The organism is Pontibacillus sp. ABV4_188 (assembly GCF_056311905.1).
This window is the reverse complement of record NZ_CM149975.1, coordinates 109,018-122,391: the sequence shown is the minus strand read 5'-3', so window position 1 is coordinate 122,391 and position 13,374 is coordinate 109,018. Positions and strand designations below refer to the sequence as shown.

The 13,374-nt window shown below is 40.4% G+C and carries 10 protein-coding genes and 1 other annotated feature; all 10 genes read right to left on the bottom strand.

Translation table 11 applies throughout. The annotated features are described in order from the left end of the window. Entirely contained in the window at positions 1 to 1,401 is a 1,401-nt protein-coding gene (cysS, locus tag ACYX4O_RS00620; RefSeq protein WP_476353745.1) for a cysteine--tRNA ligase, read from the bottom strand. Continuing rightward, the gene (gene cysE, locus ACYX4O_RS00615) at positions 1,382 to 2,053 is read right to left on the bottom strand and encodes a serine O-acetyltransferase (protein ID WP_188655936.1); all 672 of its coding nucleotides are present in this window, start codon (positions 2,051 to 2,053) and stop codon (positions 1,382 to 1,384) included. Before cysE ends, cysS begins: the two co-directional genes overlap by 20 nt. A 94-nt stretch (positions 2,054 to 2,147) precedes the next feature. Next, positions 2,148 to 2,366: a binding site (T-box leader), on the bottom strand. A 43-nt stretch (positions 2,367 to 2,409) separates the two neighbouring features. Beyond that, entirely contained in the window at positions 2,410 to 3,879 is a 1,470-nt protein-coding gene (gltX, locus tag ACYX4O_RS00610; RefSeq protein WP_476353743.1) for a glutamate--tRNA ligase, read from the bottom strand. Between the two features lie 97 nt (positions 3,880 to 3,976). Further along, on the bottom strand, positions 3,977 to 5,170 hold the full coding sequence (locus ACYX4O_RS00605) for a bifunctional 2-C-methyl-D-erythritol 4-phosphate cytidylyltransferase/2-C-methyl-D-erythritol 2,4-cyclodiphosphate synthase (protein ID WP_476353741.1): 1,194 nt from the start codon (positions 5,168 to 5,170) through the stop codon (positions 3,977 to 3,979). A 102-nt stretch (positions 5,171 to 5,272) separates the two neighbouring features. After that, entirely contained in the window at positions 5,273 to 6,385 is a 1,113-nt protein-coding gene (locus tag ACYX4O_RS00600) for a PIN/TRAM domain-containing protein (RefSeq protein WP_476353739.1), read from the bottom strand. A gap of 161 nt (positions 6,386 to 6,546) precedes the next feature. Beyond that, entirely contained in the window at positions 6,547 to 7,620 is a 1,074-nt protein-coding gene (gene disA, locus ACYX4O_RS00595) for a DNA integrity scanning diadenylate cyclase DisA (RefSeq protein WP_476353737.1), read from the bottom strand. Beyond that, positions 7,621 to 9,003 (bottom strand): DNA repair protein RadA, encoded by a 1,383-nt coding sequence (radA, locus tag ACYX4O_RS00590; protein ID WP_188655941.1) that lies wholly within the window; start codon positions 9,001 to 9,003, stop codon positions 7,621 to 7,623. A gap of 279 nt (positions 9,004 to 9,282) precedes the next feature. After that, entirely contained in the window at positions 9,283 to 11,718 is a 2,436-nt protein-coding gene (clpC, locus tag ACYX4O_RS00585; protein WP_476353735.1) for an ATP-dependent protease ATP-binding subunit ClpC, read from the bottom strand. A 21-nt stretch (positions 11,719 to 11,739) separates the two neighbouring features. After that, complete coding sequence (locus tag ACYX4O_RS00580; RefSeq protein WP_476353733.1) at positions 11,740 to 12,804, bottom strand: protein arginine kinase; 1,065 nt, start codon at positions 12,802 to 12,804, stop codon at positions 11,740 to 11,742. Continuing rightward, entirely contained in the window at positions 12,804 to 13,358 is a 555-nt protein-coding gene (locus ACYX4O_RS00575; RefSeq protein ID WP_476353731.1) for a UvrB/UvrC motif-containing protein, read from the bottom strand. Before ACYX4O_RS00575 ends, ACYX4O_RS00580 begins: the two co-directional genes overlap by 1 nt. Positions 13,359 to 13,374: the final 16 nt, after the last annotated feature.

The window sequence follows — 13,374 nt, the reverse complement described above, 5'->3', positions numbered from 1 at the left end:
TTAACCTCTCTTCCAGCGTGTACCTTGAGGTGTATCCTCTAAAATGATGCCGCGGTCTTTTAAGTCATCTCGTATTTCATCAGCTCTTTGGAAATTACGATTCTTCCTTGCATCAATTCGCTCTTGAATTAAGGCGTCAACTTCTTCATCAAGCAACTCATCTTCCCCCGCTACGCGAATTCCTAACACTTCTGCTAATTCAGACAATGTATGTTGGAATGTGGCAATAACGTTTTCCGATGTGTGAGTGGATTGTAAATACACGTTTGCATCTTTAGTGAGATCAAACAGTACAGAAATAGCGTTAGCTGTATTAAAATCATCATTCATCTCTTCAATAAATGTGTTCTTGTAAGCTTCTACCTTTTGGATCCACTGTTCGTCATCATCTGTTTGATTTGTAGCTGACTGTTTACGGTGCTCTAGGTTTTCATAAGCATTCTTTATACGGTCTAAGCTGTTCTTAGCCCCCTCAAGCAATGCTTCACTGAAGTTGATTGGGTGACGGTAATGAACGCTAAGCATAAAGAATCGAATAACCTGAGGGTCGTGATGCTTAATGATATCATGAACAAGTACAAAATTTCCGAGAGATTTAGACATTTTCTCGTTCTCTATCTTGATATATCCGTTGTGCATCCAGTAGTTTGCAAACTGCTTACCGTTACACGCCTCAGATTGGGCAATTTCATTTTCGTGGTGAGGAAACGTTAAGTCTTGCCCCCCTGCGTGAATGTCAATCGTGTCCCCAAGGTATTTCTTTGCCATAGCGGAACACTCTATATGCCAACCAGGTCGTCCTTCTCCCCAAGGGCTTTCCCAAGCAATTTCTCCATCTTTTGTTGTTTTCCATAAGGTGAAATCAAGTGGGTCTTCTTTCTTCTCCCCCACTTCAATTCGTGCCCCCGTTCTAAGTTCATCAATGGATTGTTGAGATAGCTTGCCATAAGAATCAAAGGAGCGAGTTCGGAAGTAAACGTCTCCCCCTGATTCATACGCATGACCTTTCTCCACTAATGTATTGATAAATTCTATAATCTCAGCCATGTTTTCAGTTACCCGAGGATGATCTATTGCTTCTTCTACACCGAATGCTCCTACATCCTCTTTATAGGCTTCGATGAATCGCTCTGCAATTTCTGGCACATCAGAGCCTAATTCGTTAGCCGCTTTAATTAATTTGTCATCTACATCTGTAAAGTTTAAAACGTAATGTACGTCGTAATTCTGATACTGAAAATATTTACGAACCGTATCAAATACAATAGCAGGTCGCGCATTCCCTATATGAATGTAGTTGTAAACCGTTGGACCACACACATACATACGTACCTTTCCTTCTTCAATTGGTTGAAACGCTTCTTTTTGACGTGTAAGGGTGTTATAAATCTGAATCCCCATTATTGTTCACTCCTTGTTTCATATCTTCTATTTGTTTTTGTAAGCGAGTAATTTCTTCATCCATCTTTTTAAAACGATCAGCGACTGGGTCAGGCATTTTATGGTGATCTAAGTCTTTACGTACTTTCTTCCCATTTCGTATAACTATGGTTCCTGGGATTCCTACAACAGTTGAGTGATCGGGTACATCGTTAAGTACAACAGATCCCGCTCCTACTTTTGAATTCTCTCCGATCGTAATCGAACCAAGCACTTTTGCTCCGGTAGCCACAAGGGCATGATCCTTAAGAGTTGGGTGACGTTTGCCCTTCTCTTTCCCCGTTCCACCTAACGTAACGCCTTGGAATATGGTCACGTTATCTCCGATTTCACACGTCTCCCCAATGACAACACCCATGCCGTGATCAATAAAGAATCGACGACCAATCTTGGCACCTGGATGGATTTCAATTCCTGTGAAAAAACGACTTAGTTGCGAGATGACTCTTGCTAAAAAGAAAAACTTTTTAATATAGCAGGCATGTGCAAGTCGATGCCCCCATATTGCATGTAAACCTGAATAGGTTAAGATTACTTCAAAACGACTTCTAGCAGCCGGGTCTTGATCAAATACAACATCAACATCTTCCTTGAGCATTTGGAAAAGTCCCATTCATATCCCTCCATTACATCATCATGAGAAAAAGGTGAGCAGGCGGTAAACCCTTATGCGAGACAGAAAAAAAGCGCCTCTGTGCTTATAAAAACACAGAGACGCTTCATGCGCGGTTCCACTCTGTTTGAGACAAAACGTACTTATCTCCAACTCGCCTCTCATAACGGGAGAGTACCGCTCTTGTTTACTAAAATTCAACAAGAGACTCAGAGGTGCATTTCAAAGGAGCTCCTTCAACCACTTTCAGCCTCGGTGATTGTCTCTGCAAGAAAGGAGCGATCCCTTTACTTCTCCTCTTCAACGTTCTAGGTTATTAATGCTAATATATTATATTTCTCGGAAAATGTGAACTTCTATGCTTGAAGCTGCTCTACAGCATTTTTTAAGCGTTTTTGAACCGTCTCTTTTCCAAGCAAATGGATGGCGTTCGGTAATTCAGGCCCATGAGTCTGACCAGTTGTCGCCACACGTATTGGCATGAAAAGCTTCTTCCCTTTATGCCCTGTTTCTTTTTGAACAGCTTTAACCGCTTTTTTAATGGCATCTGGCTCAAAAGCTTCTAATTCATCAAGTTTGGCACTATAAGTCTCAAGCACTTCTGGTACTTGCTCTTCTTTTAAGACAGCCATAGCTTCTTCGTCATAGTCAATTTCCTCTTTGAAGAATAGTTCAGTCAGCTCCACAATCTCAGCTGCATAGTTTAGTTGTTCTTGATATAAGGAAATTAGCTCGCGTGCCCATGCACGTTGATCTTCACTCATATCTTCAGAAAGTCGTCCCGCTTCCACAAGGTGAGGAAGTGCAAGGTCTACAATACGATCTAAACTTGATGCTTTAACATATTGGTTGTTAATCCACTTTAACTTCTGAGGATCAAATACTGCTGGTGAAGATGATAAACGTGAAGGGTCAAAGATTTCTATAAGTTGTTCAGCGGTAAAGATTTCTTCCTCCCCTACCGGAGACCAACCAAGCAATGTAATGAAATTGAATAAGGCTTCAGGTAGATAGCCCAATTTCTCATACTGACCAATAAACTGAAGAATATGCTCATCGCGTTTACTTAACTTCTTGCGTTGTTCATTTAAGATTAAAGCCATATGACCAAAGCGAGGTGCTTCCCAACCAAGAGCATCATAAACCATCATTTGTTTTGGCGTATTGGAAATATGCTCTTCTCCACGTAGGACATCTGTAATCTTCATAAGATAATCGTCAACTGCTACTGCGAAATTATACGTTGGCGTGCCATTTTTCTTCGCAATAACCCAATCTCCAAAGTCATTTGATTCAAACGTAATCTCTCCACGAACAAGGTCATTGAACTTATACGTAACCCCTTCTGGAACTCTAATACGAATACTAGGCTGACGGCCTTCAGCTTCAAATTGTTTGATCTGCTCTTCTGTAAGGTCACGATGTGCACCTGAATACTTCGGTACCTCGCCTCGAGCACGCTGAGCTTCACGCTCTGCTTCTAATTCTTCTTCTGTCACATAACATTTATATGCAAGATTCTTGTCCAATAGTTCATCAATGTACTGCTGGTACAGGTCTAAACGTTCCATTTGACGATAAGGACCGTAGTCTCCACCGACATCAACGCTCTCATCCCAATCGATTCCCAGCCATTTTAAGAATTCCATCTGGCTCTGTTCTCCACCAGCAACGTTACGCTTCTCATCCGTATCCTCAATACGAATAATAAATTTACCGCCATGGTGACGTGCATATAAATAATTGAAAAGTGCTGTACGCGCATTTCCGATATGTAAATGACCTGTCGGACTAGGCGCATAACGCACGCGAATTTCATTTGTCATGAATAATTCCCCTTCTTTCTAGCGAATGATAGTCTACTTTCATTTTATCATCTCAAGCACGTGCTTGATAAACGAATTTTGTTATTTACCTTGCTCATTATAGCGATTTTGAGCGTGTAAGTAAAACCGTGGCTTGTGCTGCTACTCCTTCTTTACGACCAGGAAAACCGAGTTTTTCCGTAGTTGTGGCTTTAACGTTAATTTGTGACGTTTCTGCCTCTAGTATGCGCGCAATATTGGTTTGCATGGCTGTTGTATGAGGTGACATCTTTGGTGCTTGTGCGATGATGGTACAATCTATATTCCCTAGTTCATACCCTTTTTCTTTTACAATCCCCCATACATGTTCAAGCAGCTTCACAGAGTCGGCATCCTTAAACTCAGGATCTGTATCCGGAAAGTGCTTTCCAATATCACCTTCTCCAATAGCTCCTAAACAAGCATCTGCCACCGTATGTAATAAAACATCGGCATCAGAATGACCGAGCAGACCTTTTTCATAAGGGATCTCAACTCCCCCAATGATACAAGGTCTACCTTCTACTAACTGGTGAACATCAAATCCTTGCCCTACACGAAACATTTCCTTTTCCTCCTTCGCTTCTATCCCAGCAGTACGCTTATTTATAATCGTTTCAGCTTTTTCTATATCTTCAGGCGTTGTAAGCTTAATATTATCATAACTTCCTTGTACTACTTCGACGTTCTGCCCAAGCCTTTCAACCAAAGAAGCATCATCTGTCCCAAGGTAATGTTCTTCTTTTGCCTGCTCATGAGCTGAAAGAATTAATTCATAACGAAAAGCTTGCGGTGTTTGAGCCGCATAAAGCTCATCTCGTTTCAACGTTTTAAGGCTTCCCGATTGATATTGTTTAATCGTATCCGTTACTGGTACAGCCAAAAGAGCCGCACCATGGTCCCCGGCCTCATTTACCAGCTCCCGTATTGATTCCCTCTTAACAAAAGGTCTCGCTCCATCATGGATCAGAACGATAGAGTCTCCATTTATAGCCTGAAGACCAGCGTACACACTATCTTGGCGTTCTTCGCCTCCATCAATAAGCGTAACCTGATTTAAATAGCCATACCTTTCTAATAAACGTTCTATCTGCGTCCGTTCGTTTGGGTTAATGACTACAATACGTTGTTCGCATGAAAGATCTTGCGTAAAAGCTTCAATTGTATGAATGAGAAGCGGTTTTCCGTGTATGGATAAAAACTGTTTATTCTGCCCAACCTTCATCCGCTTCCCCTGGCCAGCAGCTAGTATTATAACTTGATACGAACTCATAGATCCCATCCTAAATGTGTAATAATAAATGCTTTAAACAAAACAAAAGCGATAACAGTACTGTTATCACTTTTGAGAAACTCTATTTCGTTTATACTCTACTTACAAGGCTTTTTCAAGTAGTTTAGGCTTGGCAAAAATCATTCGACCAGCAGAGGTCTGAAGTACACTTGTAACAAGAACTTCAATCGTACGTCCAATATAATCTTTACCTTCTTCTACAACGATCATCGTTCCGTCATCGAGGTAAGCCACACCCTGATTCTGTTCTTTTCCGTCTTTAATAACCTGAACCGTAAGTTCTTCACCAGGTAACACTACTGGCTTAACGGCATTAGCTAAATCATTTATATTCAGGACTTGAACATTTTGAAACTCGCAAACTTTATTTAAGTTAAAGTCATTGGTAACCACTATACCATTAATGAGTTTCGCTAATTTCACGAGCTTACTATCCACTTCTTGAACATCTTCAAAATCACCTTCGTAGATTTCCACATTAACTGGAAGTTCCTTTTGCATTCGGTTAAGAACATCCAAGCCTCTACGGCCTCTATTCCGCTTCAGAACATCTGAAGAATCTGCAATATGCTGCAATTCTTCTAAAACGAACTGCGGAATTAAAATCGTCCCCTCAAGAAAATGAGTTTGGCAAATATCAGCGATTCGGCCATCAATAATAACACTTGTGTCTAAGATCTTTGTCTTAGGAGCAAGATCTGACTCCTCATCATCCTGATCCGTTGATTTCTTACGATCTTTTTCTTTTTCCTTTTTGTTCGCTAATGAAAGGAGATTATTGAATTCATCTCGTCGTTTAAAACCTACTTGGAAGCCTAAATAACCTAAAATAACCGTTAGGAAGATCGGCAACACCTGCGACACTACTAATATAGGGTTATCCTGAAGAGGGATATTAACCAAAAATGCTACGATTAACCCTACAATAAGACCTAAACTCCCAAACAACAGATCTGCCACAGGAACTTTAACAAGCGTTTCTTCTACCCACATAAAGAAATTGACGATATAATCGACAAACCAAAATGTTAATAAATATAATATTATGGCTCCTAACACCATCCCGATGTACTCATTGGCCATCCAGGATTCTTGCGGCACATCTGACAGACCAACAATCAGGTCCGGTATAAACAAAAATCCTATAGTACCACCTGCGATAACAATAAATAATTGGACCACTCTCTTAAGCACCACGGTCACCTCCTAACATGCAGTATTACCAAGTTTTCTAAAAAATATAATAAAAGAATAAAATCCGTCTATATAGTCGAAACCGTATCACACCTTACAAATATAGTCAATTGATGAACGTTATATCATAGCAGACATCAATAAATGTGTCAATTGTGTGACTAAATATGGCGGTCTATAAACAATTGCTCTTGGATGCGGTTTAACCCCTCTTTGATCTTACCAGCCCTGACCTCACCAATACCATCTACTTTCACAAGTTCCTTCGCAGAAGCCTTAACGACATCGTTTAATGTTCCAAACTCTTCCACCATGGATTCAACAATTAAGAAAGGTAAACGAGGTATTTTATCCAGGATTCTATATCCCCTAGGAGTCACCGGATCATCTACTTTTGTAGAAGAAGGATATCCGAGCAGTTTCAAGACCTTTGCATCTTCCATTAGTTCTGTATTGCTAACTTCTTGTAGTTTCTTCAATATATAATGGGGTTCATAATCTCCATACTTACTATAATCCTTCAACAACAGACGCGCTTCATTCTCAATATTAGATACTAGCTCTGTTAGCTGTAACTGTATCAAACGTCCTTCAGTACCTAGTTCATTTACATACCCTAGAATTTCGTTTTTTATGCGTAAAACCATCTCTATGCGATGGATCACTTGCAATACCTCTGAAAAGGTCACCATTTCTTCAAATTCTAAAGCCCCTAAGTTTGTAACACCTTGATCCAGTACGTTTTTGTATTTCTCCAACGTTTGCATAGCTTGATTGGCCTTTGTAAGAATAACTCCTATATCTTTTAAGGAGTACTTTAAATTGCTTTTATAAAGCGTAATAACATTTCGCCTTTGAGAAATAGCAATGACAAGTTCACCAGTTTGTTTAGCAACTCGCTCTGCAGTTCTATGTCGCATTCCTGTTTCTGTTGAAGAGATTGACGGGTCAGGAATTAACTGCGCATTAGCAAAAAGTATTTCAGAAGCTTTCTCATTTAAGATAAGGGCTCCATCCATTTTCGCCAGTTCGTACAAATGTGCAGGCGTAAACGATGACTGAATATGAAAGCCACCATCTACAAGTTGTTGCACTTTATCATTATAGCCTAGAACAATAAGTCCCCCTGTGTTGGCGCGAAGAACATTATCTATACCTTCACGTAAAGGCGTACCTGGGGCTACAAATTTTAATATGTCTCCTATCATGGATTCTCTTCCTTCAACCCATTCCATCTAAGCGCCTCCCAACGTGGCTTTTAAAGCTTCTTGAACTGAGTTAACTCCAATAATCTCGATGTCGTCAGGGAGGGTCCAACCGCTTAAATTTTTCTTAGGAACAATTGCACGTTTGAACCCTAATTTAGCCGCTTCCTGTACACGTTGTTCTATACGGGCAACACGGCGAATCTCTCCTGTAAGCCCCACTTCTCCAACTAATACATCGTCAGGCTTAGAAGGACGATCTTGAAAACTTGAGGCAATACTTACAGCCACTGCAAGGTCAATAGCTGGTTCATCAAGCTTTACTCCACCTGCTACTTTCACATATGCATCCTGGTTCTGTAAGAGCAAACCTACACGCTTCTCTAAAACAGCCATTAGTAGAGGTACACGGTTATGATCTAAACCAGTAGCCATCCTCCTTGGATTCCCATAACTCGTAGGAGATATAAGTGACTGAATCTCAACCAATACAGGGCGCGTCCCCTCCATAGAAGCAACAACGGTAGACCCTGCTGCCCCTTGAGACCTCTCTTCTAGAAAGATTTCTGAGGGGTTGGCTACTTCTCTTAGTCCTTCTTCCTTCATCTCGAAAATGCCCATCTCATGTGTACTACCAAATCGGTTCTTCACGCTGCGTAGAATCCGAAAAGTGTGGTGACGCTCCCCTTCAAAATAAAGTACAGCGTCTACCATGTGTTCGAGCAATCTTGGACCTGCAATCGATCCTTCTTTCGTGACGTGTCCAACAATGAAGATTGGAATCCCTTTGTTCTTAGCTATGCGCATTAGCTCACTTGTACATTCACGAACTTGCGACACACTGCCAGGTGCAGAATTTACTTCTTCTTTATATATAGTTTGTATGGAATCAATAACAACAAAGGAAGGTTGAATCTGATCAATATGATGAGCCACATCCATCATATTCGTTTCTGCTAGAACATAAAGATCATCAGACAATACACCTAAACGGTCTGCTCTTAATTTCGTCTGTCTTGTCGATTCCTCTCCTGATATATAAAGGACGCTTACATCCTTTGTATGAGCAAGTTGAGAAGACACCTGTAGCAACAAGGTCGATTTCCCTATTCCGGGGTCACCGCCAATTAAGACAAGAGAACCTGGTACAATGCCACCACCTAAGACCCGATTCACTTCTGGCATACCTGTTTTTATTCGAGGTTCTTCCTTAGTTTCGATTGCTGTTATTTTTTCTGGTTTCTTGCTAGTTTGTGCATCACTTGTTACAAATGTATGCCTTCCAGTAGATTTCGATGCCACTCGTTCCTCAACAAGTGTATTCCATTGATGACAACTAGGACATTTCCCCATCCACTTAGCGGTTTCATACCCACATTCTTGACACACAAACTTCGACTTCTGTTTTGCCAAAAAGATCTCTCCCTTATTCCAAAGAAGAGTATAGTAACTCTTCTTATTATCTCATACGTTTTATTCATTTATCAGTTACAATGTTTTTACAATACCATTACGTATTTTACCTCATACCCTTACGTATATAGATTATTCTTCTCTCATTTGCTTCTGCTTTATCCATTTAAATCAACCCTCACCTTTTTGAGACAAGCTCAAAACCCTATACTAAAAAAATCGGAAGGCTCTCACCTTCCGATTTTAAATGATTATTTATTCATGATCTATCGTTTTGAATTACGATTGTGTTGAAACAGTAAATTCACCGTTATGATCGACATCGATCACAACATTCTGGCCCATCGCAATATTCTCTCTTAATAGCTCTTCTGATAGAAGATCTTCAACGTTCTTCTGAAGAGAGCGGCGTAATGGACGAGCACCATATTCAGGATCGAATCCTTCATCCGCAATTTTATCAAGAGCTTTATCTGTAAGGGTAAAGTCAACTTCTAATTCAGTAAGACGTTTCTGTAACTGATTAACCATTAAAGTGACAATTTCCTTCATGTGTTTCTTCTCTAGAGAATGGAAGACAATGATTTCATCAATACGGTTCAAGAACTCAGGTCTGAAAGCACGTTTCATTTCTTCCATCACTTTAGATTTCATATCTTTATAATCTTGACTTGCATCTCCCATTGTAAAACCAGCATATTTGTTCGTCTTCAGTTCAGTAGCCCCAACGTTTGAAGTCATAATGATAACTGTATTACGGAAGTCTACTGTGCGGCCTTTAGAGTCCGTTAACCGCCCGTCTTCAAGGACTTGTAAAAGAGTGTTGAAAACATCTGGGTGAGCTTTTTCAATCTCATCTAACAGAATAACAGAATAAGGCTTTTGGCGAACTTTTTCTGTTAATTGTCCTCCTTCTTCATACCCAACATATCCAGGAGGTGAACCAACCAGACGAGAAGTAGAGTGTTTCTCCATATATTCAGACATGTCGATTCGAATCATAGCATCTTCTTCACCAAACATAGATTCAGCTACTGCTCGAGCTAATTCTGTTTTACCAACACCAGTTGGTCCTAAGAAGATAAATGAGCCAATTGGACGTTTTGGATCTTTCAATCCTGCGCGAGCACGTCGAATGGCTTTAGAAATAGATTTCACAGCTTCAGACTGCCCAATAACACGGTTATGCAAGACATCTTCCATGTTTAATAGACGCTCACTCTCGTCTTTAGCAAGCTTAGAAACAGGGACTCCGGTCCAAATAGACACAACAGAGGCAATATCCTCTACTGTTACTTCAGAGTTTTCTTGTCCTTGTTTTTCTTTCCATTCATCCTTAGTCTTATCTAATTCTTCTCGCAATTTCTGTTCATTATCTCGTAATGAAGCGGCTTTCTCGAACTCTTGACTTTGTACAGCTGCGTCTTTTTCTTTACGAACTTCTTCTAATTTTTGTTCAAGTTCTTTCAGGTTTGGTGGAGCTGTATAAGAACGTAAACGGACTTTCGAAGCTGCTTCATCAATAAGGTCAATCGCTTTATCTGGTAAGAAACGATCTTGAATATAACGATCTGAAAACTTAACAGCTGCCTTAATTGCTTCGTCAGTGATGGTCACACGGTGGTGAGCTTCATAGCGATCACGAAGTCCTTCAAGGATTTGCTCAGATTCTTCTAGATTCGGTTCATCAACTTGAATTGGTTGGAAGCGACGCTCTAGCGCAGCATCTTTTTCAATATACTTACGGTACTCTTCTAAAGTTGTGGCACCGATACACTGTAAGTCACCTCGAGCTAGAGATGGTTTCAAGATGTTAGACGCGTCGATCGCACCTTCTGCACCACCAGCTCCAATTAGTGTATGAAGTTCATCAATAAACAGAATAATATTGCCTGCTTGGCGAATCTCTTCCATGACTTTCTTCAGACGATCTTCAAATTCACCACGGTATTTTGTACCTGCTACTACTGTACCCATATCGAGTGTCATAACTCGCTTATCACGTAAGATTTCCGGAACCTCATTGTTAATGATTTGCTGTGCTAATCCCTCTGCAATCGCAGTTTTACCTACACCTGGTTCACCAATAAGAACGGGATTATTCTTTGTGCGTCGACTCAGTACTTGAATGACACGCTCAATTTCTTTGCCACGTCCAATTACCGGATCAATATTCCCTTCTTTCGCTACGGTTGTTAAGTCACGCGCAAGGGAATCAAGGGTTGGGGTATTAGCGCTAGCAGACTGGCGGCTACCACCTTGACCATTAGAGGTAGATTCATTGCTTCCAAGCAACTGCAGAACTTGCTGGCGTGCTTTGTTAAGACTAACGCCCAAGTTGTTTAGTACACGTGCAGCAACGCCTTCCCCTTCTCTAATGAGACCGAGTAGAATATGTTCTGTACCTACATATGAATGACCTAATTTACGTGCTTCATCCATTGATAATTCAATAACCTTTTTAGCCCGAGGAGTATAGTGAATCGTTTGCGATACCTTATCTCCTGTTCCAATTAACTGTTCCACTTCTTCTTGGATCTTATCGGCTGCAAGACCTAATGCACCTAGTGCTTTAGCTGCAATTCCTTCGCCTTCTCGAACTAAACCAAGTAGAATATGTTCTGTTCCAATATTATTATGACCAAGTCGTACGGCTTCTTCTTGAGCTAGTGCTAATACTTTCTGTGCTCTTTCAGTAAAACGCCCAAACATCATCGGGCACCCCTCCTAGTCTAATTATATTTCTAAGTTTAGTCTTTCCCGAATCAAGGCTGCTCTCCGAACATCCCTTTCATCAGGAGATAAATTTTGCTGTGCATACTGTTGTAAAAATCCAGGCTGAGTTAAGATCATTAATTCATTCAGGATGGTTTTAGATAAGCTGTTAATATACCCTAGGTCTATTCCTAATCGCACATCAGAGAGGCATTTAGCTGCTTCTTTAGACTCTATAACGCGACTGTTAGCCAATACTCCATATGAACGAAAGATCTTATCTTCTAATTGTATGCCGTTCTGTTGAATAATTTGTTGGCGAGCATTTCTTTCTTGCTCAATTAATTGTTCAACCACACTTTTTAGGTCATCTACTATATCTCTCTCAGATTTACCTAATGTAATCTGATTGGAGATTTGAAAGATGTTACCTATTGCTTCGCTACCTTCACCGTAAATTCCTCTAACCACTAAACCTAATTGATTGATAGCTGGAATTAACCGACTCATTTGTTGAGTAATCGTTAGCGCGGGTAGATGCATCATAACGGAAGCCCTTAACCCTGTGCCTACATTTGTAGGACAACTAGTTAGATAGCCACGTTTTTCGTCAAATGCAAAGTTAATCTTTTCTTCTAGCCAGTCATCGAAATCAGATGCTTGCTCTAAAGCCTTCTCTAACTGAAATCCCGGGAAATAGAGCTGTACACGGATATGATCTTCTTCATTAACCATGACAGATACCTGCTCGTTTTGAGATATTAATGCTGCCCCATTCTTAGCGTGGTCAGATAAGTGAGGACTAATTAAGTGTTTCTCTACCAACACTCTCTTCTCAGTAGGATTCAGTTTACTCATATGAATAAATTCAAAGTCTTTATATGGACCAAAAGAATAATCCTCATATTCCTCTTTAAAGAATTCAACCACTTGTTCTAATTCTTCCTGATCAGCAAGTATCGGGAATGGGATATGGTCGAAGTTTCTGGCTAACCGAATCCGACTACTCAATACGATATCACTATCAGGTCCTTCTTCTTTCAACCAAGGACTAATGGCTTCATTCATAAACTGCTCGAGAGACACTACTGATCACCCTCCCCTTGTTCTGAATCCAACTGTCTTTCAAGGGTGCGAATTTGATCTCGAACCTTAGCGGCTTCTTCAAATTCTTCTTGGTGAATTAAAGCTTGCAGTTCAGAACGCTTTTGTTCCATTTCTCTTTGTACATGCAACTGTCCACCTTTTCGTTTTGGAACTTTGCCACTGTGGATGGTGTTACCACTGTGAACCCTCCTAAATATAGGGTTTAATCTCTCATCAAAGGTCTTATAACACTTGGCACAACCAAACTTACCAACACGCTTAAATTCATCGTAAGTCAAACCACAATGATCACACTTTAATGTTTGAGGCTCTCTGTGTGAGGCTGAATGTGATTTTGAATCAGATAATTGAAAAGAATCAAAGTTAAATAATCCAGATAACAGGTTATGCAAAGAAAGTGAGTCTTGCTCTTGTGACATATAACCCAAGTCATAAGCACATTTCTCACAAACATAAACTTCTGTTTTATGTCCATTTACCACTTGGGTAAAATGCAAAGATGCAGGACGCTCATGGCACTCTTGACACTCCATTTTCCGTCCCCTCCTT